21 protein-coding genes and 1 other RNA gene are annotated in these 26,110 nt (G+C 46.9%); 9 read left to right on the forward strand and 13 right to left on the reverse strand.

The window, feature by feature from the left end; all coding sequences use genetic code 11:
• Positions 1–80: 80 nt before the first annotated feature.
• Positions 81–2,489, reverse strand: coding sequence for a glycogen/starch/alpha-glucan phosphorylase (locus K6G33_RS03575; protein WP_296776376.1), 2,409 nt, complete (start codon positions 2,487–2,489; stop codon positions 81–83).
• Between the two features lie 471 nt (positions 2,490–2,960).
• Here K6G33_RS03575 and K6G33_RS03580 point away from each other — a divergent pair, with 471 nt between their 5' ends.
• Positions 2,961–4,175, forward strand: a complete 1,215-nt coding sequence (locus tag K6G33_RS03580; RefSeq protein ID WP_296776379.1) for a hypothetical protein — start codon at positions 2,961–2,963, stop codon at positions 4,173–4,175.
• A gap of 44 nt (positions 4,176–4,219) precedes the next feature.
• Here K6G33_RS03580 and K6G33_RS03585 read toward each other — a convergent pair whose 3' ends face one another.
• The 3 genes from K6G33_RS03585 to K6G33_RS03595 form a co-directional block, all read right to left on the reverse strand.
• A complete protein-coding gene (locus K6G33_RS03585; protein WP_296776383.1) occupies positions 4,220–4,999 on the reverse strand; it encodes a hypothetical protein in 780 nt (259 codons plus the stop codon).
• A gap of 62 nt (positions 5,000–5,061) precedes the next feature.
• Positions 5,062–5,676: a hypothetical protein gene (locus K6G33_RS03590; RefSeq protein WP_296776387.1), complete on the reverse strand. Its 615-nt coding sequence runs from the start codon at positions 5,674–5,676 to the stop codon at positions 5,062–5,064.
• A gap of 46 nt (positions 5,677–5,722) precedes the next feature.
• Positions 5,723–6,712, reverse strand: coding sequence for a helix-turn-helix transcriptional regulator (locus K6G33_RS03595; protein ID WP_296776389.1), 990 nt, complete (start codon positions 6,710–6,712; stop codon positions 5,723–5,725).
• A 226-nt stretch (positions 6,713–6,938) separates the two neighbouring features.
• Between K6G33_RS03595 and K6G33_RS03600 the strand changes: the two genes are divergently transcribed.
• Positions 6,939–7,133: a hypothetical protein gene (locus tag K6G33_RS03600; protein ID WP_296776392.1), complete on the forward strand. Its 195-nt coding sequence runs from the start codon at positions 6,939–6,941 to the stop codon at positions 7,131–7,133.
• A gap of 63 nt (positions 7,134–7,196) precedes the next feature.
• Entirely contained in the window at positions 7,197–8,087 is an 891-nt protein-coding gene (locus K6G33_RS03605; RefSeq protein ID WP_296776393.1) for a YitT family protein, read from the forward strand.
• 77 nt (positions 8,088–8,164) lie between these two features.
• Here K6G33_RS03605 and K6G33_RS03610 read toward each other — a convergent pair whose 3' ends face one another.
• The 7 genes from K6G33_RS03610 to K6G33_RS03640 all read right to left on the reverse strand — a co-directional run bounded on the left by K6G33_RS03610 (position 8,165) and on the right by K6G33_RS03640 (position 13,717).
• The gene (locus K6G33_RS03610; protein WP_296776396.1) at positions 8,165–8,650 is read right to left on the reverse strand and encodes a hypothetical protein; all 486 of its coding nucleotides are present in this window, start codon (positions 8,648–8,650) and stop codon (positions 8,165–8,167) included.
• 204 nt (positions 8,651–8,854) lie between these two features.
• The gene (recR, locus tag K6G33_RS03615; protein WP_296776398.1) at positions 8,855–9,457 is read right to left on the reverse strand and encodes a recombination mediator RecR; all 603 of its coding nucleotides are present in this window, start codon (positions 9,455–9,457) and stop codon (positions 8,855–8,857) included.
• A 6-nt stretch (positions 9,458–9,463) separates the two neighbouring features.
• Complete coding sequence (locus tag K6G33_RS03620; protein ID WP_173450657.1) at positions 9,464–9,814, reverse strand: YbaB/EbfC family nucleoid-associated protein; 351 nt, start codon at positions 9,812–9,814, stop codon at positions 9,464–9,466.
• Between the two features lie 206 nt (positions 9,815–10,020).
• Complete coding sequence (gene dnaX / locus K6G33_RS03625; protein WP_296776401.1) at positions 10,021–11,628, reverse strand: DNA polymerase III subunit gamma/tau; 1,608 nt, start codon at positions 11,626–11,628, stop codon at positions 10,021–10,023.
• A 17-nt stretch (positions 11,629–11,645) separates the two neighbouring features.
• The gene (locus tag K6G33_RS03630; protein WP_296776404.1) at positions 11,646–12,533 is read right to left on the reverse strand and encodes a lipopolysaccharide assembly protein LapB; all 888 of its coding nucleotides are present in this window, start codon (positions 12,531–12,533) and stop codon (positions 11,646–11,648) included.
• Between the two features lie 37 nt (positions 12,534–12,570).
• Positions 12,571–12,669, reverse strand: an RNA gene (gene ffs / locus K6G33_RS03635) — signal recognition particle sRNA small type.
• A 253-nt stretch (positions 12,670–12,922) separates the two neighbouring features.
• Positions 12,923–13,717, reverse strand: a complete 795-nt coding sequence (locus K6G33_RS03640) for a hypothetical protein (RefSeq protein ID WP_296776406.1) — start codon at positions 13,715–13,717, stop codon at positions 12,923–12,925.
• A 262-nt stretch (positions 13,718–13,979) separates the two neighbouring features.
• Here K6G33_RS03640 and K6G33_RS03645 point away from each other — a divergent pair, with 262 nt between their 5' ends.
• The 4 genes from K6G33_RS03645 (at position 13,980) to K6G33_RS03660 (ending at position 19,522) form a co-directional block, all read left to right on the forward strand.
• Positions 13,980–14,795: a peptidylprolyl isomerase gene (locus K6G33_RS03645; RefSeq protein WP_296776407.1), complete on the forward strand. Its 816-nt coding sequence runs from the start codon at positions 13,980–13,982 to the stop codon at positions 14,793–14,795.
• Between the two features lie 184 nt (positions 14,796–14,979).
• The gene (locus K6G33_RS03650) at positions 14,980–16,473 is read left to right on the forward strand and encodes a peptidylprolyl isomerase (protein ID WP_296776409.1); all 1,494 of its coding nucleotides are present in this window, start codon (positions 14,980–14,982) and stop codon (positions 16,471–16,473) included.
• A gap of 114 nt (positions 16,474–16,587) precedes the next feature.
• Positions 16,588–17,892 (forward strand): UDP-N-acetylglucosamine 1-carboxyvinyltransferase, encoded by a 1,305-nt coding sequence (locus K6G33_RS03655; protein ID WP_296776411.1) that lies wholly within the window; start codon positions 16,588–16,590, stop codon positions 17,890–17,892.
• 286 nt (positions 17,893–18,178) lie between these two features.
• A complete protein-coding gene (locus K6G33_RS03660; RefSeq protein WP_296776413.1) occupies positions 18,179–19,522 on the forward strand; it encodes an MATE family efflux transporter in 1,344 nt (447 codons plus the stop codon).
• A gap of 49 nt (positions 19,523–19,571) precedes the next feature.
• On the opposite strand, the gene K6G33_RS03665 is transcribed toward K6G33_RS03660, so the two are convergent.
• The gene (locus K6G33_RS03665; protein WP_296776415.1) at positions 19,572–20,186 is read right to left on the reverse strand and encodes a TetR/AcrR family transcriptional regulator; all 615 of its coding nucleotides are present in this window, start codon (positions 20,184–20,186) and stop codon (positions 19,572–19,574) included.
• Positions 20,187–20,542: 356 nt separating this feature from the next.
• Between K6G33_RS03665 and K6G33_RS03670 the strand changes: the two genes are divergently transcribed.
• A complete protein-coding gene (locus K6G33_RS03670; RefSeq protein ID WP_296776417.1) occupies positions 20,543–22,651 on the forward strand; it encodes an MMPL family transporter in 2,109 nt (702 codons plus the stop codon).
• Between the two features lie 36 nt (positions 22,652–22,687).
• The gene (locus tag K6G33_RS03675) at positions 22,688–25,405 is read left to right on the forward strand and encodes a hypothetical protein (RefSeq protein ID WP_296776419.1); all 2,718 of its coding nucleotides are present in this window, start codon (positions 22,688–22,690) and stop codon (positions 25,403–25,405) included.
• Between the two features lie 110 nt (positions 25,406–25,515).
• Here K6G33_RS03675 and K6G33_RS03680 read toward each other — a convergent pair whose 3' ends face one another.
• Entirely contained in the window at positions 25,516–26,016 is a 501-nt protein-coding gene (locus K6G33_RS03680) for a GNAT family protein (protein ID WP_296776420.1), read from the reverse strand.
• Between the last annotated feature and the right edge of the window lie 94 nt (positions 26,017–26,110).

The following is a 26,110-nucleotide window of genomic DNA, read 5'->3' on the forward strand; positions in this document are numbered from 1 at the left end:
TTTCTTATTTTATAGACTGCATACCTCAGAATAGTTTAAAAAGGGGACGAAGTTGACCCGCCCCCTATTTTGGATATTGCTTATCTTAAATGCCAGATATTTTCAGCGTACTCGGTAACAGCGCGGTCTGCGGAGAAGATACCCGCACCTGCGATATTATTGAGTGACATCTTAGCCCACTTGAACTTGTCGTTGTAACATTCGGTGATGTACTGCTGAGCCTTTCTGTAGCTGTCGAAGTCTGCGAGGACCATATACGGATCTCTGTCCTTCAGTGAATTTGCCACATCGTTGAATGTACAGCCGTTGATGCCGTGGTACATACGGTCGATGCCCTCACGTATACGCGCGTCGCTGTTGTAGAATTCGATAGGTCTGTAGCCTCTTGCCTTGAGATCGTTTACCTCGGGAGTCGTCATGCCGAAGATAACGATATTATCGTCGCCGCAGGCTTCCTTGATCTCGATGTTAGCACCGTCGAGAGTACCGAGGGTCACAGCGCCGTTGAGCATGAGCTTCATATTGCCTGTTCCCGAAGCTTCCGTACCTGCGAGAGATATCTGTTCTGATACATCAGATGCAGGCATGAGGTGCTCGGAGAGAGTTACGCAGTAGTTCTCAAGGAATACAACAGAGAGCTTCTGGCTGATCTTGGGGTTCTTTCTGATCTCCTCGGAGATAGCCCAGATCATCTTGATGATCTGCTTTGCAAGGTAGTATCCCGGAGCAGCCTTTGCAGCAAAGATATAGGTCTTTGGAGTGAAAGGAGCGTCGGGGTCATTGAGCAGATATGCGTAATCTGCAAGTATATTCATAACGTTGAGGTGCTGTCTCTTATATTCGTGGAGACGCTTTACCTGAACGTCGAAGATGCTGTCGGTATTGAGGATAATGCCTGATTCGTTCTTGACGTACTTTGCGAAGGCTTCCTTGTTTGCCTTCTTTACGTCCATGAGCTTTGCGAGAACTTCCTTGTCGTCCTGGAACTTGCGGAAGTTTTCCAGCTCAGCGCCGTCCTTGATGAACTTCTTGCCGATAGTCTCGCTGAGGAGGTCTGTGAGTCCCGGGTTGGACTGATAGAGCCATCTTCTGTAAGCGATACCGTTGGTAACGTTCTTGAACTTTTCGGGAGTATTCTCATATTCCTCGTGGAATACAGACTGCTTGATTATCTCCGAATGGAGCTTTGATACACCGTTTACGCTGTGAGAAGCAGCAACGCAGAGAGTTGCCATGTGTATCTGATTGTCCTTGATTATGGACATACGTGTAGTTTTAGCGCTGTCGCCGCCGTTTCTCTCCATGAGAGACTGGCAGTAGCGGTTATTTATCTCAACGATTATGGAGAATATTCTCGGGATAACTGTCTTTACGAGGTTAACGTCCCATTTTTCGAGAGCTTCTGCCATAACTGTGTGGTTTGTGTAAGCGAAAGTTCTTGTAACGATGTCCCATGCCTGATCCCAGCCGTATCCGCAGTCGTCAAGGAGTATTCTCATGAGTTCGGGGATAGCGAGGGTCGGGTGAGTATCATTTATGTGGATAGCTACCTTGTCTGCAAGGTTTTCAAGAGTGCCGTAAACGTTCATATGAGTGTTTACGATATCGCCTATCGAAGCTGCGCAGAGGAAGTACTGCTGACGCAGACGGAGGCTCTTTCCTTCGTGGTGGTTATCGTTAGGATAGAGAACCTTTGATATAGCATTTGCGATAGAGTTCTGAGCAAGAGCCTTATCGTAGTTGCCCTTATTGAACATCTCCATGTCGAAGTTAGGAGCTTTTGCGGTCCACAGACGGAGAACGGATACGCCGTCAGAGCCGTAGCCCGAAACATACATATCGTAAGGTGTAGCCACAACGGTGCTGTAGTTCACATGGGAGATGTAGTGGTACTGATTGTCCCAGTACTCCTGAAGATCGCCCTCGAAATGGATATCAATGGAGAGCTCGGGCTTCGGAACGAGCCATACCGAACCGCCCGGGAGCCAGTTGTCGGGAAGCTCTGTCTGCCAGCCGTCCTCAAGCTTCTGCTGGAAGATACCGTACTCATAGCATATGGAATAGCCCATAGCAGGGAAGTTCATGGTTGCGAGCGCGTCCAGATAGCAGGCAGCAAGTCTGCCGAGACCGCCGTTTCCGAGACCTGCATCAGGCTCGTACTCATAGATCTTGTCGAGGTTTATATCATACTGCTTCAGCATATCCTTTATGCCGTCAGCAAGCTCTAAGTTATAGATGCTTGTTTTGAGGGAGCGTCCCATGAGGAATTCCATGGAAAGGTAGTAGATCTGCTTGCCGCCCACTGAGTGTGTATGATTAATGAAGCTCTGCCTCTTTGAGCCAAGCAGCTCGACAATAATAGCAGAGAGTACATGATAGACCTGCTTGTCGGAAGCTTCCTCGGGAGAAACGCTGTATAAAAGCTGGAGTTTTTTGGGAAACTCTTCTTTGATTCTGTCCATAAGAGGGTTTGCTTTTCTTGTAGTCATAACTGATCTCCTTCTGCCGCACGAGCGGCTATATTACCTGTTGTATAATCTCCCCTGCTGTATACAGTAGCCCTTTTGCGAAAAGCCAAAAGCCACTTTACAAGAAGTATACAAACAAATTATACTATGATTTAATAAATATTTCAAGTGGTTATTTCAACAAATATTTATCCACTAAATATACGTATTACGGAAAATCGCCAAAAAACAGAAAAAATAATCGCGGAACAGCGTGAGCTCAGTATACATTATGCCCAAAACGTCAGAAAACATCTTTAAAAATTGTGCACAAACACTATAGAAAAATGGCAGAAAAACGAAAAATATATTTTTAAAATATAAAACTTAGAAAATGTTTGAAATTTGCTATATTATGTGATATAATAGATAAAGCGGTTTGCGAAAAACAGAGCCGCATGGGAAAGTGTAGATCAAATATAAGACAACAAAAAATATGAAAAGGTGATATCTATGGAAAAGAAAAAAGGTTTTTCAATACTTAAATTCGTTCTCATTCTGATATGTGTGATACTGATCGTACTGTCGATCGTGGTTAATATAGCTTTTTCAGGCGGCAAAACTCCGAAGATACTGGGCAATTACGTTTATATCGTCAAGGAGTCCGACAATATGGGCAGCAATGTCACTAACGGCGCAGCTCTCGTAGCTCCCGACGCAAAGGATCTCTCGATAGCGAAGGGCGATATAGTTCTTGCATATCCTGCAAACGATCCCGATAAGCTCCATGTGCTCAGCATATTCGATATCGTTACCGCTGAGGACGGCACAGAAAAGTATATAACCTCCGATGCTTCCAATATCGGAAGTGAGGAGTCCATTCCGAAGGAGAAGATAGCTGCTCTCTGTACAGGTCATATGGAAAGTGCAGAGCTGGGAACACTCATCTCGTTCGCTTCAAGTGTAAAGGGCATACTTGTTCTGCTCGTTCTTCCGTGTGTGCTTCTTGTAATATTCCTCATCGCTAAGATCGCTTCCTCAAAGGACGACGACGAGGACGACTTTGGCTTCTACCAGTACGACGAAAAGGAGAAGCAGAAGGAGCTTTCGGAAAACAGGAAAAATGCTCACGACAAGACAGGCAATCCGCTGTTTGAACCTTCACAGGAGATACAGCCAAGCAACGAGCTTGAGCGCAAGAAGATGTCTATTGCCGAGAATTTCAGCCAGAAGAAGGTAAATCCCGATTCTCCTTACCAGAAGGAAAAGGAGCGTACAATGCAGTTCAAGGCACAGCGCAGTGCTGAGAGCACCTTTGCTGCAAAGAATGTGGGAAGTTCTTCTTCAACAGCTCCTACAGCCGATGCCCTCAGAGAGGAAATGCTCCGCAAGACCGCTGAGGCTGAGCGTACAGGCACATTCAACATCAAGACAACAAGCACTCCTCAGCAGCCCGCAGCTCCTGCCGAGCCGATACCCGATAATACAGGTATCCTTTCCAAGAGCCAGCTTGCTGAAATGTCAAGAAACGATGTTCCTAAGACAACTCCTCTGAGAAGTCAGTCAGCACCTTCCACAGCAGCTCCAAAGCCGCCAAAGAAGAGCAGCACTCCTGATATCTCGGATATAATCAATAAGACCGAGCGCAATGAGCGCAAGAAGAAGGCTGCGGATATGTCCGTTGACGACCTCCTGAAGCTCATCGAGGAAGAAAAGAAAAAGCTCTGATAAAACGTAAGGCAGTCCATTCGGACTGCCTTTTATTATTGCCATTAAATAATTATTAACATCGTTATCATCATAGCAAGCGGCATAGCAACGAACATCAAGCCGAAAATTATTGCAAAAAAGTGGCTGTTGACTCTGGCAGGCTCATAGATGACCTTTGGGTCGTCAGGGTCTATCATGATATCATAGTTCATATTCTTTTCGCGTATTTCATTGATGTTATTTATGTAGCTCTTGTATGTCTCTCCCTCGTAGGTGTATTCATATGTTGGATTGTAGTATATTTTTGTGATCCTGCCGTTTACACGGGTCGTTGAGGTGCTGACATCGACACAGGTCGCCGTGACGAATATCGTGCACCTTTCGGCATTGCCCTTTGAACCGCGAAAATCCGCTATAATTACAACGATACCGATAACAATGAATATCATGAAGAACAGGCATAAACCGATCTTTATAAGAACTTTTTTAATGTCATCGGAGCCGTTACGGTACGCAAATATAGCTAAAATTGCCGATATACTGATAACTGTCATCACCAGACACGCGATATCGAGCTTATGCTTTTTGACAGCACTGGAAATAAGTCCCAATATGCCGAACACAGCGAACAGCTGCACAAACGATATTATTATCTTGTAGTCATTGCCTTCGGTTTGTGAAAGTCTGAACATATAGAAAATGGTTGCAAAAAAGTACAGTACCACCAGTATTCCGATTATTTTTTTGATCAAAGATGAACTATTGTTGTCAGTCTGCGGCTTTTCGTCGGTATAGTAGCCGTTTTCGTCGTAGTTCATCATGTCGTCTTCGTGTCTTTTCATAAAAACGCCCCCTTTTGCGGAAATTATACCACAAAAAGGGGGCGTTGTCAATTATTCGTTTATTAATTAAATAGCGTTTTATATTGGAAAGCCACCAATGTAAATACCATAATTGCAAGTAGTACTATTGTCTGAATAACAGCTTCGGCTATTACAACCGATGTTTTTCTGCGCTGCGCAAAGGGATCGTATATCATCAGCGGATCAGACGGATTTATCATTATAGGATAAACCTCGCCTTTTTTGCGTTTTGTTTCGGTTTTGCCGATAGAAGCTGCGTATTTGACACCGTTCCAGATATACTTATATGCAGGATGGTATGTGAATCTGTTATCTGATATGTATGTTACAGGCGAAACGGAGAAACACTGAGCATTTACAAGCTGTGTGCATTTAGTTACGAGTGTAAGATGAGTGTGTATTTTCTTATAGGAATCATAGAAGGCTATTGCAGCGAATATCAGTACATAAACATATATTATAACTTTTTTTGTGAAAGCATCAGATATTGATCCAAGCAGCATATTAAAAGGTATTACGCCAATAATAACAATAGAATAGAGTAAAATATCCAGCCTGATATGTTTTTTTATCTTTTTGTTATCTGAAATGTCATCATATTTATAGCTGTCTTCCTGAAAGTAGAACGAATAATCATTATCATCAAAATCAGACATATGCTCACCCCTTTTTCACAGATTATACCACAAAAGGGGGAGATTGTCAATTTTTCTTTTGCGAGAAGATGATATTAACGACAGGTGAAAGAACAGCTGCAACAGGCCATACTATCCATGTTCTTCCCCAATCGAACGTGAGGAAGCTCCAGCCGAGATAGCCGGCGGTCACTATACACCAGTAAATCGACATTGCACCGGAAGCATACTTCTCCCTTGCTTTCTTATCCCTTGCGAAGTTATCTTCTTCAAGAAGCTTCTTGTAGCCGCCCATTATAATGCTTGCACGGACTATCAGAAATACTCCGGCAGCAACTATAACGAAAAATATCGCACCCGGGAATACGTCTGACAAAACGGTATCAGGAAACAGCTCATCGAAGAGTATGGCAGGTATGAACGAAAGTATGAACATAACAACGCCTGCAATGATGCTTATGATGAATTTAGGCTCAAAGTTCGTTTTTTTCTCCTTTACCATGCCGGAGATGCCGTATTCCGTATCAATGCCCTCTTTTCCAAGGTACTCGTATTTTTTCATTTTTGATCCTGAGATAATGAAAAGAGTTACTGCAATAGCTATAAGTATGAACATAAATGGTATACCTATAACATCTGCCAGATGTTTTGATTTTACAGTTCCATCAAGAAGTATAGTGGGAACGGCGCAAATTATGCAGAGCACAACTCCGATAGAAGTGCGGACAGCTCTATTACGGTTTTCTGCAAGGAAATTATTAGCCTCTTCCATAGAAACTTTGTGCAGAGGCGGTTCTGTATCAACAGCTGCCTCAACAGCAGGAGCGGTGTCGTCAGGGAGAACAGCTTCATCTTTAAGTAAAGTGTCGGTGCTTACATTGAATATCTGTGATAGCTGTAATATACGGTTAAGGTCGGGAGTAGACTGTGCGCCCTCCCATTTTGAAACAGACTGGCGGCTCACTCCGAGCTTCTCGGCGAGTTCTTCCTGTGACATCCCTGATTTTTTTCTTAGTTCGATTATCTTGTCTGCGAGTATCATATACGTATCCTCCATATCATTTATTTCCTCGGGAACGTCCCTCGGTCTATGGTCATATTCTAACATTTTCGGCAGTTACATACAAGCAACCGCGCTTTACAATTTGTCAATCGGCGGTTGCAATTGCCTGTATTTTGGCAAATTTGAGATTACATGGGTGCAGATCCAAAAAAATATTGATTTTTTATGAATGATGTGATATAATAAAAGTACAAATTTTTACGAAAGAAGGTATCCCATCATGGAGATCAAAAAAGCAATAGAAACCGTTGAGAAAAAAACAGGCATCGACCTTCCCGATGAGAAGATCGAAAAGCTTGCTACAAAAGAGAACCTCGAAAAGGCAAAAGACATGATAGGCAAGGTGGCTACCAAGGAAAATATCGCTAAGGTCAAGGACAAGGTCGGCGATATCGTGGATAAGATCAAGAAATGATCGCAAAGGGGCATTTCAGTTATGAAATGTCCCTTTTATACTTATTTCGAGATGGGGGCATTAATGAATAAAATAATAGAGAGCGTTAAAAATATCGGATTGTTCCGATTTTTCATGCTTACAATAGCAGGAGTTGTGAACGCATTTGGCATCACGCTGTTCCTCATGCCTGTGAAGCTCTATGACAGCGGCATTTCGGGAACTTCCATGCTGCTGGCTCAGGTAACGCCCGACGCATTATCGCTGTCGCTGTTCCTGATACTGCTCAATATACCGCTGTTCATGTACGGACTGAAGAAGCAGGGCGGGAGCTTCACCGTATCTGCCATATACACCGTAGCCGTGTATTCCGTGATGTCGTGGCTGATAACGGATGTTCTGCCCATAGATGTGAGCATAGCCTCGCCGCTGGCAGGTACGGACCTGCTGCTGTGTGCGCTGTTCGGCGGCGTGATATCGGGAATAGGCAGCGGTCTTGCCATACGCTTCGGCGGAGCGATGGACGGCATCGAAGTCATGGCGGTAATATTCGCAAAGCGCATAGGACTGTCCGTGGGTTCGTTTGTAATGGCTTATAACGTGGTGCTGTATATCGTGTGCGGAACTGTCATACACAGCTGGATACTGCCGCTGTACTCAATAGTCACATACGGAGCAGCTCTCAAGACCGTGGACTACATCGTGGACGGCTTGCAGCGCGAAAAGGCAGCCATGATAATAACGGCAAAGCCCGATGATATAAAAAAGCAGCTCATGGAGGAGTTCGGCTGCGGAATGACACTTATAAAGGCAATGGGCGGATATTCGGGCGAGGAACGCACACTGCTGTACTTCGTGGTGAACCGCTTTCAGGTCATGAAGATGAAGGACATTGTCCAGAAAATAGACCCCCTTGCCTATATCACCCTTACCGAGGTGGCGGATATTTTCTCCGTAAATCAGGACAGGACTTAATAACTTGCCGCGCCCATGAACGGATTCCCAAGTCGTCCCCTAATGGGCTGTCGAGAACGCCGTTTCCAACAAAAATATTACAATGGCTTGCGCTCGAACATGAGCACAGGGTAGCCTTCGTAGTATGGCTTGACGATCTCGGGGTGCAGGTCTGCGTAGGCGAAGATAGTGTCTGCCAGTCCTTCTTTGAGGAAGTCCACAAGCTGAGAAAGCGGGCGGTGGTAGAGCTCGTCGCAGATAGAAGCGAAGGTTATGGCGCGTCTGCCGCCGACTTCCATTATTCTGTAAGGCCATATGCGGCAGTCGAAGGGCTTCTCGTCGCCTAACATACAGCCGTTTTCCGTAAGTGCAGGACACGAGAAGAGTTCGTCGCCGCGAAGCTCATGAACTTTGAATATATAGCCGCCGTCCTTTGAGATGAACTCGGTCTCAGGGCGGACGGCTTTTATTTTTTCGCAAAGCTCCGCCGTAAACACGGGGGTCTCCCAAACGTCATAGCGGTCGAAGATGCAGCAAAGTCTGCATTTAGCGCAGCTCTCGCCGCTGAGAATTTTTTTCAGCATATAAAGTCCTCCTGATCTTGCAGGGCGGATATTCCCCGCCAACACCTTGCATAAAATGTGACCTGACCCGATATGTAGGGGCTGCCTTTGGCAGTCCGCGAATAACAGTGCCGTGACTTGATGAACCGTAAGTCCGTGGAACAAGCGGCAACGTGGTTAGGGTGCAGCGTCACGCTGCAAAAAAACGGGCATAACGCCCGTTTTTTACATATCGTTTCTGTTTTCAAGCGCTTTGAACAGCGTTACCTCGTCGGCGTATTCCAGTATACCTCCTACAGGCAGACCAAATGCAAGACGAGTTACCTTGATGCCCATTGGTTTGAGCAGACCTGCGATATACATAGCAGTAGCGTCGCCCTCGACAGTGGGATTGGTAGCCATTATGACTTCCCGAACACCGCCCTCGGCAATTCTCGCAAGGAGCTCCTTGACGCGGAGCTTATCGGGAGTAATGCCGTCCATAGGTGAGAGCAGACCGTGAAGCACATGGTAAACGCCGCCGTATTCTCTTGTACGTTCAAAGGCTGTAACGTCCTTGGGGTTCTCGACAACGCAGATGACGCTCTTGTCGCGCTCGGGGTCGTCGCAGATAGGGCAGATATCCCTTTCCGTGAGATTCTGGCAGCACTTACAGCAGTGAACGTTTTTCTTTGCGTCGATCAGCGCCTTTGCGAAGTCCTCGACAGCCTCCGTATCCATAGACATTACATGGTAAGCAAGACGCTGAGCCGATTTCATGCCGATACCCGGGAGCGAAGCGAACTTCTCCGCCAGTATTACCAGTGGGAGCGCGTTATGGTCAGCCATTATCTATCAGAAAAGACCGGGGAGAGAAACGCCGCCTGTGATTTTGCTCATTTCAGCTTCTGTAGTAGTCTCAACATTGTTGATAGCTTCGTTTACAGCGCTGATGATGAGATCCTGGAGCATATCGATATCCTCGGGATCAACGACCTCAGGCTTGAGAGTAAGGGACTTGATAGTTTTCTTGCCTGTTATAGTAACTTCAACAGCTCCGCCGCCTGCTGTAGCGGAGAACTCTCTTGCTTCGATATCTTCCTGGAGCTCAGTGATCTGATCCTGCATTTTCTGAGCCTGCTTTATCATCTGGTTCATGTTCTGAGCGCCGCCGCCGTTTACGTTCTTTGGTATTCTTGCTTTCATTTTAAAATTCTCCTTTGAAAATATGATTTCTTAATTTTTATATCAAGCAAAGTTAATTGCTTTTGAACTTGATTACGCTGAACGCCGAGGACGGCGTTACTACATATGAGTTTCATGTTATATTTTGCAGGGACGGTCATTGGTCGTCCGCAAGGGTCGAATATTAATTTTCTCATGACGGGCGAAAACAGTTCGCCGCTACAAGATCACTGCTTATCCACTGCAGTCTCTATCTGGCTTTCCATAGCCTTTTTAATGAGGTTCTCGGCGAGATTCTTCTGTTCGGTGACAGTAGTTGAGCATCTTGCCTTGATTATGAATCGCTGACCGAGCACATTGGCGATAGCCATACCCAGTGAATTTGCGTTCTCCTTGACCTTGAACAGCTCCATGAAGAAGCGGTTCTGAGCGGTGATGAAGATATAATTGCCTGCTGTGCCTGCGAAAGAGCCGTCGAGACTTCCCGCAACGGCAGGATTGATCTTCCTGAACTCCTCGAGTACGTCCTCCCAGCGGTCGCAGGGGACGATATCTTCGGGCTTCAGCTTTTTGATATCTATGGAAGGAACGATCTTCTCGTCCGCAGGAGCGGCGCTTGCTTCCATAACTTCCGGTTCTTCGGGAGCTTGTGAAGCCGCAGCAGCGGCTCTCGGAACTGAGTTGATCTTGTTCTCCAACTGTTTTATTTTATCATAAATTTCAGAATTGTCAATACTTTCGGTTGTATTCCTGATATTTCCGCAAAGCTTTATGAGCGACATCTCGAACTCGACGCGCTTGTTCATAGCCTTTTGCATACGCTCGCGGCACTCCTGCAAAGCGGAGAGCCTGTCCATAACAGTGGAAAGATCGCTTTTTTCGGCGATAGCTTTGAGCCTTTCCAGCTCATCGGGCATACATACGATAAGGCTCTCGGCGGTATCGGGAGAAGCCTTTATGAGCATGATATTGCGGAGCTGAGTTATGAGCTCCTCACAGAGTCTTGACAGATCCTTTGACATATCGTAAAGGTTGGCGGTTATAGCCAGAGCCTTTGGGGTATCGGAGTCGGAAACAGCGTCGAGCATATCGTACAGGTAGTCTCTGCCTGCGATGCCTGCGGCATTTGAGACAGTTTCCGCGTTGATGATATCTGCGCAGACCGAGCACTGGTCGAGGAGGGATACTGCGTCACGCATACCTCCGTCGGCGAGCTTTGCTATCATGGCAGCGCCGTCGTCGGTGAGGTTGAGTTCTTCCTGCTGAGCGATATAGCTTATGCGCTTTGCGATGTCCTCAGCCTTTATCCTGCGGAAGTCGTAGCGCTGACAGCGGGAAACGATGGTCGCAGGGACTTTGTGTATCTCGGTGGTAGCGAGAATGAATTTCACATACGGGGGCGGCTCTTCCATTATTTTGAGCAGGGCGTTGAAAGCGCCTGCGGAGAGCATATGCACCTCGTCGATGATGTAAATTTTATAAGCTCCGCGTTCTGGAGTATAAACGGCAGCGTCGCGGAGGTCGCGGATATTGTCAACGCCGTTGTTGGAAGCAGCGTCTATCTCGACGATATCTGTGAGCGCACCGCTGTCTGCATCGCGGCATATGTCGCATTCGAGACAGGGATTGCCGTCCTTCATATTGCGGCAGTTCACGGCTTTTGCGAGTATACGTGCGCAGGTGGTCTTACCCGTGCCGCGTGAGCCTGTGAAAAGGTAGGCATGGGCGGTCTTACCGCTGATTATCTGATTTTTCAGCGCTTCAGTAGTGTACTGCTGAGAGATAACGTCGTCAAAGGTCATCGGACGCCATTTGCGGTAAAGAGCCTTATACACAGCCTTTTCTCCTTTCGTTATTTGTTGTGGCTTTCAAGCGCGACTGCTGCCTGTATCTCTTTATAGTAGCGTGTAAATCCAACGGAATCTTCAATATGGTTAAGGATCGCCTGTGTGTACAGGGCTTCGCTCTTCTCGGGATTGTGGAGAAGTATCTGGGCGATGGCAGCTCCGCCGAGAGCGTTTGCGAACTGTTCGCGGCGTTCGATGGCTTCATTGAACCATTTCAGGGCAGTTTCGCCGTCATTGAGCTTTAGGTACATATTTCCCAGCTCGCAGCGTACTCTGCTGTAGTATTTATAGTCCTCGCGCATCAGTCCGATAAAAAGCTCCTCAGCTTTTTTGATGCTGCCGTTCTCTGCGTAGCAGCGGGCGATAAATATGGGCAGTTCAGGGATACTGAAGCCGTTTTCCACTGCATTTTCGTAGCATATTATAGCATTGGGGAAGGCTTCAAGGATATGATAGCAGCGTCCGCGGTAGAATTCGTTCACGCTTTTTTCCTTGACGGACATATCTTTTTCTTCCTTGCTGAGGTCGGTAAAGACTTCGAGAGCGTTTCTGAAATCGCCTCTGTGAAATAGGTTCAGCCCCTTCTCAAAGCACCTTGACCTGTGGTTGATGCCTGTAAAGGCATTGCCGATGAGGTCGTCGTCGAACTGGTGGAAGATGGTTTTCTTTAGCCGTGATATTTCATAGAATGATATGATGACCCAGATGAGCATGAAGGTCGTGAGCATGGAGGTGATCTCCTTTGAAGCAGTGGTCTCTTCGTCACCTGATGCCATAAGCGTTATCAAAACAAACACTGAGAACACGAAGGAAGCTGAAAAAGCCTTCGGAATACTGCGCCAGAAACACAGCAGGACGCGTTTTGTACGTGCTGCAAGAATGGAACGGAACATTCTTATCCTCCCTATCAAAGAAAAATTCCGAAACATAGATGTGCAGGCTTGCTGCGGCACACAACACGCACCGCTTAATGCTGCTCGGTCTCCCGCCTGACATGGTTCACGGGGTCTTGTTGCACAGGGCCCACACATCTATATTCCGGAATTCAATAACGGATCATACGAGCAGATAATGCTCTTCTAATATGATATCATAAACCGAGCAGTTTGTCAAGAATTTTTTTCACTTGTATCAAACACACGGTATATCAATGAAAAGAGGGTACTTATACGGAAGTTTACATGAATTATTGAGGGAAACCTTTCCTCAGAAAGGCTTCCCCGATGATCCCGCGTAAAGAATCCCGTATAAGTATTACGTTTAGGACGTACCCTCGTTATGATTATTCAGCAGCAGAGAAATAATTTTCAAATGTTGAGATATCGTCGTCCATATTGTAAGCTGTGCATGAGATAAGAAGTATGAAATCGCCTTCACGTCTTAAATAATATGCCTGTTCAAGCTCAATATTGTTCATTTCTGCCTTGAAAACAGCCTTTAAGAAGTCCTTGCCTGCCATCTGGATAGTTTCGGGGCCTGATGTCTTTGTGTATTTGATAGTTGGGACAGCAGAAAGCTGAGCTTCGAGTATTGCGTAGTAGTCATCAGCAGTAGTATCGGTGTTGAGAACAATGTTTTTATTGAGATTTTCGTATGTGATAGTAATATTCTGTGTTGAAGTTGAATTCATGCAAAGTGCGTCGCTGATAGTAGCCTGCTCGACGATCTTCTTTACTAAGTCAGCGTTGTCGCTGTAGGCAGTTTCAGCACCCAGATTCATCATCTTGAGAATTGTTTCGTCATCTGCAAATTTCCAGCCGTCAGGAGCTGTAAGCTTGATGCCTGCGAATTCGTTTGTGTAGACATTATTTTCCACAACGCCTCTCTTGAAGTCTGTGCCTTCAGCAGCAGGAGATGCGTCTGTGTCTTTGGAAGTTGTTGTTTTTTCTTCCGTAGAACCCTCGGTTGCAGCTTCTTCTGTTGTAGATTCTTCGGTTGTCTTTTCCGCAGCAGTTGTGGTTTCGACCTTGCTTTCCTTGCCTGAATCCTTGTCAGAAGAAGAAGAGTCTCCGCAGCCTGTAAGTGTGCATACTGCAAGGAGAAAAGCCAGTGTGAGCTTTAAAGCTGATTTTTTCATAGTTTTAAATCCTCCATATTATCGTTTTAATTTTAATAATAGCATAATTATAGCACTTAATTGATAAAAAATCAACACTTGCTTCAAAATTTTTGCTGATAACCGCACACTGGTGTAGAATTTTTTACATAAACTACCAAGAAAACCTTTCAACGATAATCCCACGCAAAAATTCTGCATAAGCTGTGGGCATTTGCCGCTATTGACAAAATCAGGCGTGGAATGTATAATAAAAGCAGTATGCATTTGAAAGGAAATAGCAATGATAAAAAGGAACAATGTTGTCAGGGCGATCCTGATATTTACACTTATAATGGGCGTTTCGGCGTTTGTGATGATGCTGACCAATACCCTTTCGGCGCGTCAGACGAACTATATAACCATTGATGCCGCGACTATGAAGCTGGTACAGCTCGACGGTCCCAAGGAGGGCGATCCCATCGCTATTGTGGAGACTTCCATAGGCGAGTACAGATTTGTGCTGTATCCCGAATATTCTCCAAATGCCGTGGCAAACTTTACAGAGCTGGCGAAACAGGGGTACTATGATAATACTTATGTGTTCCATTCAGAGAGCGGAGCTTACTCCGCAGCAGGTGCGCCCAACAAGGACGGAACTGCCAATGATAAGTCGCATGAGCTGGTAGAGCGCGAGCTGCATCAGAATCTGTGGCCGTTCAAGGGCGCAGTCCTCTCGATGAATACCACTATCGACCAGAACTGGAAGGAGAAGCTCTTCGGCGGCGGTACTTATTATAATGGGAGCCGCTTCATGGTTTTGAACACAGTCGAGTTCAACGACGAGTTCAAGGAGGAGCTGAAAGAAGTCTCCGAGAGCGAGGTGCTGGCGGACGCATTCATCAAAAACGGCGGTATACCGAACTTTTCGCAGCAGATGACCGTTATCGGTCAGACCTACAGCGGCATGGACGTTGTTGAAAAGCTCGCTTCCCTTGAAACGCAGAATACAGGCAATTACAAGTATCCCGTGGACGATGTTATGATAAATTCCATAAAGATCGGCACATATTCGTCCAAGGACGAAAAAGAAACTGCTGCAAAAGCAAAAAATAAATGAAAGTAGTTGCATTTCAATTGAAATAAGACGTTTTCGGAGCGGTTTTTTGCCTTAAAACAACAAATTTGTTAGGAAAGTATTTACAAATTGATTTTTATGATGTATAATATATAAGTTGAAGTGTAAATACTCATAATAAAATAAAAATAATAATTGTTCTCTCGATATGAGGAGTGAAATTTTTATGTACAAAAAGGTTCTTGCAGCAATTTTCTGCGCGGCTCTTACGGCTTCTTCATTCGCTTCGTGCGGCAAAGATGAAGGCACAGGCACAACAGATGCGGATAATACTGCAACAACAGGCTCTACAGAGGCATATGTTCCTCCAACAGCCGAAAATGTTGATATCGCAAACTTTACTGAGCCTCAGAAAGGCGATACGATCATAGAAATGAAGATAAAGGACTACGGCACTGTAAAGTTCAGGCTCTTCCCCGAATACGCGGACAAGGGTGTGCAGAACTTCGTGGAGCTGGCTAAAAAAGGCTATTATGACGGTCTGAAGTTCCACAGAGTTATCCAGGACTTTATGATACAGGGCGGCGACCCTCTCGGAAACGGTACGGGCGGCGAAAGTATCTGGGGCGGTAAGTTCGACGGCGGCACAGACCCGCACCTCATTCACGTAGCAGGCGCTCTTGCATATGCAAACAGCGGCGGTACTTCCTCTGACGGAAGCCAGTTCTACGTGGTAACGGGAACTAAATATACAGACGAGGATCTCACCTCACTTGAGCAGAAAGGCTACGCTTTCTCCGATAATTCAAAGGCTATGTACAAGACGATCGGCGGAGCTCCGTGGCTCGACGGAAACTATACGGTATTCGGACAGGTCATAGACGGCCTTGATATCATCTTCAAGATACAGTGCGTAAGCGTCAACCAGAGCTCCTCAATGCCTCTGAAGGACGTTATAATGGAGTCGGTAACTGTCGGCGAGTACGACGGTGAGGAGATACGCTGGTATATCACCGACTACGACGAGTTCGATGCAGATGAGATCAAAGCGTCCACAGGCAAGGAGAATGTTACGGTATCAAACTTTACCGCACCTGTAGAAGGCGAAACTATCGTCAGCATGAAGCTCAAGGGCTATGACCACCCTGTCAGGATAAAGCTTTTCCCCGAGTACGCAGATCAGGGCGTTGAAAACTTTGTCGAGCTTGCTAATAGGGGCTATTACAACGGTCTTACCTTCCACAGAGTGATAAAGGACTTCATGATACAGGGCGGAGATCCAAACGGTGACGGTACAGGCGGAGAATCCATATACGAAAGAGGCTTCGACGGAGGTACTGACCCGCATCTTATCCACGCCGCAGGAGCTGTTGCCTATGCGAACAGCGGCAATACAGCTACGAACGGCAGCCAGTTCTATATAGTTACAGGCGAAAAATACGACGAAAGTACCATACAGCAGCTTGAAGACGGCGGTTATGCTTTCACGGATAACGAGAAGAAAGTGTATTCCACATACGGCGGAAGCCCGTGGCTCGACGGCAGCTATACTGTCTTCGGACAGGTCTTTGACGGTCTTGACGTAGTTTTCGACGTTCAGAACGTTGAGGTCGATGATGCTACAGACAAGCCAAAGGAAGATGTCATTATCGAGTCTGTAACAGTCGAGAAGTACGACGGCGGAGAGGTTCGCTGGAATATTTCCGATTATAATGGATAATTTTTGAGCATCATGCTCAATAATTTATATTGTCGGCGTTTTATGCCGAGGAACAAGAGAAAGAAATTCGGGAACAGAAAAATATAACCCCCGAAAAATAAGGAGAGAAAATATTTGGATAAGTTTGTTATTAAAGGCGGCAGACGCCTTGAGGGTGAAGTTACTATAAGCGGCGCTAAAAATGCAGCTGTAGCAATTCTTCCGGCAGTCATACTTTCAGACGAACCATGCGTTATCGAAAATGTTCCGTATATCAGCGATGTCAGGATCTGTATCCGTATTCTCGAAGAAATGGGTGCAGAAGTAACAAACATCGGCAAGGACGCATACAGAATTGATCCTACCACTATAAATAAATTCTGTGTTCCTTATGAATATGCAAGAAAAATGCGTGCTTCTTACTATTTCCTCGGTGCGCTTCTCGGTAAATTCAATAAAGCAAGAGTGTCGATGCCGGGCGGATGTCCCCTCGGTGATCGTCCTATAGACCAGCATCTGAAGGCTTTCACAGCTCTCGGTGCGAAGTATACCCTCAGTCAGGGCATGATCGACCTTACATCAGACAAGCTCATGGGCAGCCAGATATTCTTTGACGTTGTTACCGTCGGAGCTACTATGAACGCTATGCTCGCAGCTGTCAAGGCAGAGGGTCTCACAATAATCGAAAATGCAGCTAAAGAGCCGCATATCGTGGATCTTGCCAACTTCCTCAACTCCATGGGCGCTAATATCATGGGAGCAGGTACAGATGTTATCAAGATCAGAGGCGTGGAGCACCTCCACGGCACTACTTACGCAGTTATACCCGATCAGATCGAAGCAGGTACTTTCATGGTAGCTGTTGCGGCAACAAAGGGCGATGTTCTTATAAAGAACGTTATCCCAAAGCATCTTGAGTCCATCACAAAGAAGCTTGAAAAGATCGGCGTAAACATCGAGCAGTTCGACGACAGCATAAGAGTATGGGTAGACGGTCCGCTGGTCAAGACCAATGTAAAGACCGCTCCTCACCCGGGATTCCCTACGGATATGCAGTCACAGATAGCAACTCTGCTCTGTTTTGCACAGGGTACAAGTATCATTACCGAGAATATCTGGGAACAGCGTTTCCGCTATGTTGACGAGCTGAGAAGAATGGGCGCGGATATCACTGTAAACGGCAAGGTCGCTCTTATCGAGGGCACAGGTAAACTCATGGGCGCACCTGTCAAGGCTTGTGACCTGAGAGCAGGAGCTGCGCTTATCATTGCAGGACTTGCTGCAAGCGGAGTTACTGAGATAGAGGATATCTACCATATCGAAAGAGGTTACGACTGCATGGAAGGAAAGCTCCGTGCGCTGGGTGCTGATATCGAAAAGGTAAGCATACCCGATAAGGCTGAAGAAACAAAGCACAACAGCGACAAGGCTGCTGTTTAAATAAGAATAATTGCTGCTGCACATATGTGCGGCAGCTTTTTCGTCATCTTGCAGGGAACGCCTTCTTCGGCGTTCCCCTCTGTCACTGCGTGACATCTCCCAGCAGTGCGGGGAGTCACCCCCGTGCCTCACGTAAAAACTTCTGTATAAGTACCGTGCTTATGTGCGGCAGTTTTTTGTCATCTTGTAGGGAACGCCGCCCTCGGCGTTCCCTACAAAGTTTATCGTTGGACGTTGTTTCATCAGCGGACGACCAAAGGTCGTCCCTACAGAATAAAGGAGAAATATGCAGGAAAATAAAAGTATATACAAAAAATTGTTCACCATTGTAGCGCCCATAGCCTTCCAGTACCTGATGATGTCGTTGGTATCGGCTTCGGACGCTTTTATGCTGGGTTTTCTCGATCAGGATTCGCTGTCGGCTTCGTCGCTGGCAGCGCAGATAGGCTTTGTCTACAGCCTGTTCGTCAACGCATTCATGTCGGGCTGCAACGTCCTTGCGGCTCAGTACTGGGGCAAAAAAGACAAGAACACCGTCGAGGAGATACTTGCGATGACTATGCGGTATTCGCTGCTCGTGGGAGCTGTATTTACTCTGGCGGCGCTTATTGTTCCCGAGCAGATAATGCATATATTCACAAACGACCCCCAGCTCATACATCTTGGCGGAGTATACCTTCGTACAGTGGCGCTGTCGTATTTTCTTGCAGGTTTTTCGCAGGCGTATTTTGGCATAATGAAGGTCTGTGACCTTGCAGGTATGAGCTCGCTGATAGGCAGTCTGGCGGTCGTACTGAACATACTCATGAACTGGCTGCTGATATTCGGTATCGGACCGTTTTTCAAGATGGGCATAGCAGGTGCAGCTGTGGCAACAGTCATAGCGAGGGCATTTGAGTGCCTGTTCATTCTTGCGGTCATCATGCGCGGAAAGTGCATACCGCTGCGAGTAAAGCTGATGTTCCGCACCAATGACCGCTCGCTGCACAAGGACTACGGGAAGTATACCCTGCCGCTGCTGTTCAATCAGCTTGGCTGGGGCGGCGGAGTAACCATGTACTCGGTAATAATGGGACATCTCGGAAGCAGTGCGGTCGCAGCCAACTCCATAGCGAGCATAGTCCGCAGCATGATAGCGAGCCTTTGCTGGGGCATTGCGGCAGGTGTAGGCATAATCCTCGGCGGTATGCTGGGCAGGAACGAGATCGAGGAGGCGAAAAAGGCAGGCGGCAAGTTCGTGCGGCTGTCCATATGGATAGGCATTGGTTCGGGAATAGTTATACTTGCAGTAACGCCGCTTATCCTGAATGTAATAACACTTAACGGCAAAGCGCAGTATTATCTGAAGTTCATGATGTTCATGGCGGCTTACTATATCATTGGAAATTCTCTGAATTCCACTGTGATAGGAGGGATCTTCCCTGCGGGCGGAGACACGAGATTCGGCATGATATGCGACATTGTAACGCTCTGGTGCGTGGTAGTGCCAATGGGTATGATAGCAGCCTTCTGGCTGAAGCTCCCTGTGCTTGCAGTGGCGTTTATACTCACGCTGGACGAGTTCGTGAAAATACCTGTTGTATATAAGCATTACATGAAGTATAAATGGCTGAAGAACATCACCCGATAGGCAGTCCGTATAAAACAATAAAGGCAGTCCGTATGGACTGCCTTTTGTTTTACTTTTCGCCTTTCAGTTCATGCTGGGAAATAATGAGCCTGATAGAATCATACAGGTATGGTTTGAGCTTGTCCAACGAGCACGGTTCCTTATACAGGATAGCCGAATAGCAGGTAGAGCTGACGAGCTCGATTATCATAAACAGCATTATCTCGGGGTCGCGGAAGCCGTTCGGTGATTCTTCGAGCATATTGTAGTATACCTCTGCGAAATTAATATCATCTTCCGATACAGGAGAGGTTATTGCGTTCTTGAATATGCCCCAGCTCAGGTTCTTGGAAATAAAAGTCAGGAGTGACTGGTTGTTATTGAGCTGATTTACGATATTATCGACGATTTTTATGATCTTATCTTCAAAAGGAATGTCATCGAGTTCACTTCCGAGCTCGTTCAGCGCGGTCTTGAACAGCAGACTTGATTTATGAGACACAAGTTTATTGCGGATATCGTATTTATCCTTGAAATACAGATAAAAAGTTCCTTTTGCAACACCCGCTTTGCTTACGATGTCGGTTATGGAAGTCTTACTGAAGCCCTTTGTCGTAAAGAACTCAAAGGCAGTTTTCAGCAGTGAGCTTTCTTTAAGCTTTTTATTTGTATCGACCTTTCCCATTTTTACACACCTTTCCGCTGGCTAACAACTGATTTGCTTGTATTTATTATAGCCCGAAAAACAGAGCCTGTCAAGGGCGTAAAATTGACCAATGGTCAAGGTAAATCCTGCCGCTGTTTGTGCAACCATACAAAAATATGACCGAAAGTCATTTTTTAACGTTTCAAGTGTTGACTATCAGTCATTTTTGTAATATACTATGAAATAACAAGAGAAACGGGCGTATATTGTAAGTCCGTGAAGTCTGTGTTAAGCTTTCTGTTTTCCCAGGCAGGATCGCATATTTCTCCTAAAGGTATCCTTGGCTCGCGGACTTTCAATATACGCTCGGAATTTATCAGGAAAGGAACGATAATATGCTGAAATTCGGTGAATGGATAGCAAAGCACAGAGGTCTTATCCTCGTTTTTGGTGTGCTTATGCTGATCCCTTCGGCGATCGGGTTCGTGAATACCCGTGTAAACTATGATATTCTTTCTTATCTGCCGAAGGATATAAATACAATGATAGGTCAGGATATTCTGAAAGATGAATTCGGACAGGGCGGCTTCTCCCTTGTGATGCTCGAAGGCATGAGCGACAAGGACGTTGCGGCGACTGCCGATAAGATCGGGAACATCGACCATGTTTCAAGTGTAGTCTGCTACCAGTCGCTTACAGACTGCAAGATACCTATGGAGATACTTCCCGACAATATCCACGATTTCTTCAATAAGGGCGATACCACTATGATAGCGGTATTCTTTGACGATACGACTTCCGCAGACGGCACTCTTGATGCAGTTGAGGAAATGAGGAACATTACCTCAAAAGAGTGCTTCATAAGCGGAATGTCAGCAATAACTCTTGATATGAAGAAGCTCACACAGAGCGAGACTCTCATATACGCAGTTATTGCAGTCATACTCACGAGCATAGTTCTTATGCTCACCATGGATTCCTTCCTTATCCCTGTATTCTTTATGCTGAGCATAGGATTTGCAGTAGTCTGGAACCTTGGTTCAAACATCGTACTTGGCGAGATATCCTTTATCACACAGGCTCTTGCAATGGTATTGCAGCTGGGCGTTACGATGGACTACTCCATATTCCTATGGCACAGCTACAAAGAGCAGCAGAACTACTACCCCGAAGACAGACAGGAGGCTATGGCACACGCTATAGCAGCTACCATAACATCAGTTGTAGGAAGCTCGTTCACAACAGTTGCAGGCTTCCTTGCAATGTGCTTCATGACATTCACACTTGGTCTTGACCTCGGCATCGTAATGGCAAAGGGCGTTGTATGCGGCGTTATCTCCTGCGTAACAGTTCTCCCTGCAATGATACTCATATTTGATGCGGCTATCGCAAAGACCTCACACAAGGATTTCCTCCCGAGCTTCTCACGTACATCATCATTCATCGTAAGAAACTCATGGATATTCCTTACAGCTGCGATCGTAGTTCTTATCCCTGCACTCTACGGCAATAACAACTACGGTGTGTACTACAAGCTGGACAGCACGCTCCCCGCTCATCTCGACAGCGTTATCGCCAACACAAAGCTGGCTGAGGATTACAATATGAACAGCACGCATATCCTCATGGTAAAGTCGGATATGACCGCAAAGGACGCAAACAAGATGCTCAACGAGATAAACAATGTTGACGGCGTTCAGTTCACGATGGGCTTCAATTCACTGGTAGGCTCGGCTATACCGGAGGAAGTCGTTCCACAGGAATTAAAGAGCATACTCAAGAGCGACAAGTGGCAGCTCATGCTGATAGGCTCTGAATATGAAGTAGCTTCCGATGCGGTAAACGCACAGGTAGAGAAGATCAACAAGATCGCGCTGAAATACGACAGAAACGGAATGCTCATCGGTGAAGCTCCTGCGACAAAGGACCTCATCACTATCACCGACAGGGACTTCAAGATAGTAAACTTCCTTTCAATAGGAGCTATCTTCCTCATCATCGCATTCACCTTCCGTTCGATATCACTTCCGATAATACTTGTATCGGTCATCGAGCTTGCCATCATGATAAATCTTGGCACAGCATACTTTACAGGCTCAAAGCTCTCATTCATAGCTCCTATCGTTATCGGAACAATACAGCTCGGTGCGACAGTTGACTATGCGATACTCATGACCACACGTTACCGTACAGAGCGCAGCAGCGGCAAGGACAAGGCAGAGTCCGTAGGCATTGCACTGGGTACGTCGATAAAGTCCATAATCACATCGGCACTCGGATTCTTTGCTGCAACAGTCGGCGTTGCACTTTACTCTGATATCGGTCTTATCTCGGAGCTGTGTATGCTCCTTGCAAGAGGTGCTCTCATCTCAATGGTAGTCGTTGTAACTGTACTGCCGTCAATGTTCATGATCTTCGATAAGATCATCTGCAAGACCAGTGCAGGCTTCCTCCCAAAGAATGACACCTCAGAAAAACAAAAACACATTTTCGGAACAGTATAAACCGCGACCAATAGCTTTGTAAAAGGAGAGACAGATATGAAAAAGCTCAATAAGGTAATGGCAGCCCTCGTTGCAATGGTAGTTTCCGCAGGAGCAACAGGTTCTATAGCATACGCAAACAACACTGAAAAGAAGGAGAGCACAGGCAGTACAGGTGCTCCCGAGGCAGGCAGTTCAGATACGGATAGAAGCGACAACGGCGAAAAGGCTTACAAGGACGAGACAGTATACGTCCTCTGCAACAACGATGCTTCCGTAAAGAATGTGGTAGTCAGCGACTGGCTGAAAAATGCTCCCGCACTCAGCAGCATATCCGATTTTTCGACCCTTACTGATATCGTAAATGTTAAGGGCGACGAGACCTGCGTGATGAACGACCAGAACCTCGACTGGAAGGCAAACGGCAGCGATATCTACTACAAGGGCAAATCAACAAAGAAGCTCCCTGTAGATGTTAATATCGAGTATTTCCTCGACGGCGAGAAGGTAACTCCCGAGAGCATCAAGGGTAAGAGCGGACATCTTGTTATCCGCTGGACATACAAGAACAATCAGAAGGTAACAAAGCTGGTGAACGGCACAAACAAGGAGATATACGTTCCGTTCATGGCAGCAAGCGCAGCAGTGCTCAATACAGACAAATTCGTCAATGTTGAAGTTACAAACGGCAAGATCATCTCAGACGGCGAGAGACTTATCGTTGTGGGCATAGGCTTCCCGGGTCTTGGCGACAGCCTCGATCTTGGCAGGATAGACGGACTTGACATAGATATCCCCGACAGCTTTGAGCTTTCCGCAGATGTTACCAATTTCGAGATGAATACCTCCGTAACAGTAGTATCAAACGAGATATTCTCACAGCTCGATGTTGACAATACATTTGATATCGAATCACTGAAGTCAAAGATAAAGGAGCTCAGCGACGGCGCAGATAAGCTTACTGACGGTACAGCAGCTCTCTATGACGGCATCAAGAAGCTCTCTGACGGCACAGGAGATCTCACATCAGGTATAGATAAGCTCCTTTCAGGCTCTCTGGAGCTGAAAAACGGTGCTGCGGAGCTTGATAACGGCGCAAAGAAGCTTGCAGACGGAGCAAAGACCCTTTCGGATTCAACAGGAAAGTTCACATCAGGACTTGGCAGTGCTAAGGACGGCTCTGCAAAGCTCGTTGACGGTCTCGGACAGGTCAGCAGCGGAGCTTCACAGCTCAGCGACGGTCTCAGCAGCGCTAAGAACGGCTCTTCACAGTTCGTTGGCGGTTTCGATAAGGTAAGCGCAGGCGCAGACGCTCTCAGCAGCGGTCTTAAAGACGCAAAAGCAGGCTCAGATGCTCTGAAGGCAGGCTTTGCACAGGTAGACGAAGGAGCAGCAGCTCTCAAAAATGGTGCAGGCAGTCTCACAAGCGGCGTAGGCTCACTTAAAGAAGGCAGCTCACAGGTCAAGGAAGGCACATTAAAGCTCTCAGAGGGTGCGGAAGCTCTCAGTGCAGGCGCAGCACAGCTCAGCGAGTCCGCAGGCAAGGTATCCGACGGTATCGGCACAGTTAAGAGCGGCGCGGATTCTCTTACAGAGGGTATCGGAAACGCAAAGGCAGGCGCAGACCAGCTCTCAGGCGGAGCTTTACAGCTCAGCGAAGGAGCTTCACAGCTCAGCGCAGGAATCACACAGGCAGGTACATCACTTGATACCACTATCGCTGCAAATGAGCAGGCTCTCGCAGCATTACAGGCATTATACCAGCAGTCTCCGTCACAGGAGCTCGCTGTAGCAATAGGCACATTACAGCAGACAATAGACGGTCAGAAGCAGATATCAGCTTCCATGAGCGAGGGCGGTGCTCTCAGCGCAGGCGCAGCACAGCTTGAATCAGGCGCAGCACAGCTCAGCGGCGGTCTGGGACAGCTCAGCACAGGTCTTGAAGCTGCAAAGAACGGCTCGGCAGCATTGCAGAGCGGTCTGGGACAGCTCAACGAAGGCGGCAAGGCACTTGCAGCAGGAGCTTCACAGCTTTCAGGTTCGACAGAGCAGCTCTCACAGGGCGCTATCGAACTCAGCGTTGGTGCGTCAGCTCTTGACACCGGCATAGGTACTCTTGCAAACGGCAGCAGCCAGCTTATCGGCGGACTTGATTCCCTCCTCAACGGAATATCAAAGCTCAGCAGCGGCAATACTTCACTCAATGACGGTCTGGGCAGGCTCTCGGTAGGCGCGGTTGACCTCAGCGGCGGCATAGGACAGCTTTCAAACGGCGCAGCAGCTCTTGACAGCGGTCTTGCACAGCTCTCACAGGGTTCGCTTACACTTAACGGCGGCCTTGGACAGCTCTCAGACGGTGCAGTATCCCTTGACGGCGGTCTTGCACAGCTCTACGGCGGCAGCACTCAGCTCAGCGGCGGCGCTAAGACACTGTACGACTCCATAAAGCTCCTCAGCAGCGGAGCAGGCAAGCTTTCAAGCGGCAGCGGTGCGCTCTATGACGGTATCGGTACTCTCAAGAACGGCAGCGGTGCTCTTGTAAGCGGCGTAGGACAGCTTGAGAGCGGCGCAAAGGAGCTCAGGGACGGTATGAAGAAGTTCAACGACGAGGGCATCTCAGTTATCACAGGAGCTGTAAACAAGGATCTCCCTGAGATCGTTGACGAGCTGAAGGCTCTGCGTGATGCATCGCGTGAATATAACAGCTACTCAGGCATTTCCGACAGCATGGACGGCAGCGTAAAGTTCATCTATGTTGTTGACGGAACTAAGTAAGCGAGCAGACATCAGAAAGTAACAGGGGCGGATTTATCCGCCCCTGTTTGTATGTATCATGAAAAAAAACGGGCGCACAGTTGTGCGCCCTACAAGCTGATAGCTGACGGCTAACGTCTTGTACAAACCATATTGCATCTGCCCCATTTTTCGCTGCCAAACTCAAATGCGTCGGGAGTTGTATGTCTCTCAGTGAAGCCTGCACTCTCGTAGCACTTGCGAGCTTTTTCGTTGACCGTAAACACATTGAGCTGCACCGCATCGGCTTTCAGTATCTCGAAGCAGTACTTTGCGGCGAGCTGTACCATTTCCCTGCCGCAGCCCTTGCCGCGCTGTGCAGGGTCTACAACTACAAAAGCGAGCATAGCTTCGTTACTTTCGTTGTTTATGGAAGTGCATATAAATCCCACGACTGTTCCGTCGTCGGCAGCTGCAACGAAAGGGCAGTCGCCGTGTTCGATGTACATATCTGCAAGGAACTGGTCAAAGGCGTTTTTTTCGAGCGGATACGGTGCGTGTTTAGCGCTCCACAGAGCGTTTGTGCGTTCATCTGTCACCCAGTCTTTTATAGCGTCGAAGTCGTGGCTTGGAATGTATGGTCTTAGTCTCATGGTAACACCTCTTTTATATAATTCATTATTTTTGCAGACGAATAAAAATGTAGGAGATGACGTCACCGACAGCCCGATAGTTTCACTGAAATCA

This window comes from Ruminococcus sp., from assembly GCF_024691275.1.
GTDB lineage: Bacteria > Bacillota > Clostridia > Oscillospirales > Ruminococcaceae > Ruminococcus.

Excerpts from the sequence above, each read along its gene's own strand:
- K6G33_RS03595 (WP_296776389.1), bottom strand. The coding sequence starts at position 6,712 with ATGGAGGATACGTATATGATACTCGCAGACAAGATAATCGAACTAAGA.
- K6G33_RS03680 (WP_296776420.1), bottom strand. The coding sequence starts at position 26,016 with ATGAGACTAAGACCATACATTCCAAGCCACGACTTCGACGCTATAAAA.
- K6G33_RS03645 (WP_296776407.1), top strand. The coding sequence starts at position 13,980 with ATGATAAAAAGGAACAATGTTGTCAGGGCGATCCTGATATTTACACTT.
- K6G33_RS03650 (WP_296776409.1), top strand. The coding sequence starts at position 14,980 with ATGTACAAAAAGGTTCTTGCAGCAATTTTCTGCGCGGCTCTTACGGCT.
- K6G33_RS03640 (WP_296776406.1), bottom strand. The coding sequence starts at position 13,717 with ATGAAAAAATCAGCTTTAAAGCTCACACTGGCTTTTCTCCTTGCAGTA.
- K6G33_RS03575 (WP_296776376.1), bottom strand. The coding sequence starts at position 2,489 with ATGACTACAAGAAAAGCAAACCCTCTTATGGACAGAATCAAAGAAGAG.
- K6G33_RS03670 (WP_296776417.1), top strand. The coding sequence starts at position 20,543 with ATGCTGAAATTCGGTGAATGGATAGCAAAGCACAGAGGTCTTATCCTC.
- recR (WP_296776398.1), bottom strand. The coding sequence starts at position 9,457 with ATGGCTGACCATAACGCGCTCCCACTGGTAATACTGGCGGAGAAGTTC.
- K6G33_RS03610 (WP_296776396.1), bottom strand. The coding sequence starts at position 8,650 with ATGCTGAAAAAAATTCTCAGCGGCGAGAGCTGCGCTAAATGCAGACTT.
- K6G33_RS03600 (WP_296776392.1), top strand. The coding sequence starts at position 6,939 with ATGGAGATCAAAAAAGCAATAGAAACCGTTGAGAAAAAAACAGGCATC.
- K6G33_RS03585 (WP_296776383.1), bottom strand. The coding sequence starts at position 4,999 with ATGAAAAGACACGAAGACGACATGATGAACTACGACGAAAACGGCTAC.
- K6G33_RS03665 (WP_296776415.1), bottom strand. The coding sequence starts at position 20,186 with ATGGGAAAGGTCGATACAAATAAAAAGCTTAAAGAAAGCTCACTGCTG.
- K6G33_RS03620 (WP_173450657.1), bottom strand. The coding sequence starts at position 9,814 with ATGAAAGCAAGAATACCAAAGAACGTAAACGGCGGCGGCGCTCAGAAC.
- K6G33_RS03580 (WP_296776379.1), top strand. The coding sequence starts at position 2,961 with ATGGAAAAGAAAAAAGGTTTTTCAATACTTAAATTCGTTCTCATTCTG.
- K6G33_RS03590 (WP_296776387.1), bottom strand. The coding sequence starts at position 5,676 with ATGTCTGATTTTGATGATAATGATTATTCGTTCTACTTTCAGGAAGAC.
- K6G33_RS03660 (WP_296776413.1), top strand. The coding sequence starts at position 18,179 with ATGCAGGAAAATAAAAGTATATACAAAAAATTGTTCACCATTGTAGCG.
- K6G33_RS03605 (WP_296776393.1), top strand. The coding sequence starts at position 7,197 with ATGAATAAAATAATAGAGAGCGTTAAAAATATCGGATTGTTCCGATTT.
- K6G33_RS03675 (WP_296776419.1), top strand. The coding sequence starts at position 22,688 with ATGAAAAAGCTCAATAAGGTAATGGCAGCCCTCGTTGCAATGGTAGTT.
- K6G33_RS03630 (WP_296776404.1), bottom strand. The coding sequence starts at position 12,533 with ATGTTCCGTTCCATTCTTGCAGCACGTACAAAACGCGTCCTGCTGTGT.